This window comes from Streptomyces sp. UNOC14_S4 (assembly GCF_020740835.1).
In the GTDB taxonomy this organism is placed as follows: Bacteria; Actinomycetota; Actinomycetes; order Streptomycetales; family Streptomycetaceae; genus Streptomyces.
On the sequence record NZ_JAINFC010000981.1, the window covers coordinates 1 to 943 of the forward strand.

Annotated in this window: 1 pseudogene; it reads right to left on the reverse strand. The window is 74.7% G+C overall.

Annotation, left to right across the window (positions count from 1 at the left end):
- Positions 1-263 precede the first annotated feature (263 nt).
- Positions 264-943 (reverse strand): annotated as a pseudogene (locus K6I34_RS37460) (DUF5107 domain-containing protein); the annotation flags it as partial.

Below are 943 nucleotides of genomic sequence, written 5' to 3' on the forward strand. Positions count from 1 at the left end.
GACGTCGACTGCCGGTAGGGGGCGCCTGCGTCCGCTGTCGGCTCTCCGCAGGACTGGGGGCGCCCCTTCAGGGGCGCGGGGAACTGCGCGAGAAGTCCCCACCGGCCCGCAGCCGCCGGACGGGCAAGGGCGACCGAGCTCGCAGGCGGCCTTCAGGGGCGCGGGGAACTGCGCGACAAGCCCCCACCGGGGCCGCGGCCGCAAGACGCAGCGCAAGACGCAACCCGGTAGGCGCCGGGCCGACGGCGGGAAGCCCTCGCCGTCTACTCCGGCCGCATACGGAAGTCGTAGTGGTGCGGCATCGGCTCCGACGGAGCCACCGTCCGCCACGTCGCCGTGAGGACGCCGTCGCCCTCCCGCAGGTCGTCCACCTCGAAGCCGCTGTCGAAGATCGCCCGAGCCCCCTCCGTGTCGCCCTGTGCGAGGAGGATCCGTGCGTGGAGCAGCCGGAAGCGGCCTCGTTCGCGGACGGCGGGGCGGAGTCGGAGCAGGACGGACGCCGCTTCGTCGGCGCGGTCGACGGCCAGCAGGGCCTCGATCGTCTCGCGGCCCAGGGCGGTTGTCGCGGCGGTCCATTCCGGGCCCTCGCGACGGGCCGCGCAGGCGCCTTCGAAGGCGGCCAGGAAGCGGTCGGCGGCTCGCCCGGGGTGGCCGTCCTCCTCGTCGGCGACGGCGAGGCAGCGCATCGAGGGCCAGTGGGCGTCGGCGATCTGCTCCCAGCTGCGGACGGCCTGGGAACGGTCCCCGGCGTGCCAGCGGGCGACGCCGAGGTGGTAGGCCACGTGACGGTCGTAGAGGCGGTTGCCGGTCTCGGCGGTCTCCAGCTGATCGCGCCAGTACGGGGACACCAGGGTGGGCGGCGGCAGGTCCTGGCGGGGCGGCGACATGTAGCCGGAGCGCAGCAGTTCCAGCCAGGGCTTCTGTTCCTCGCCCAGTGTGGTGG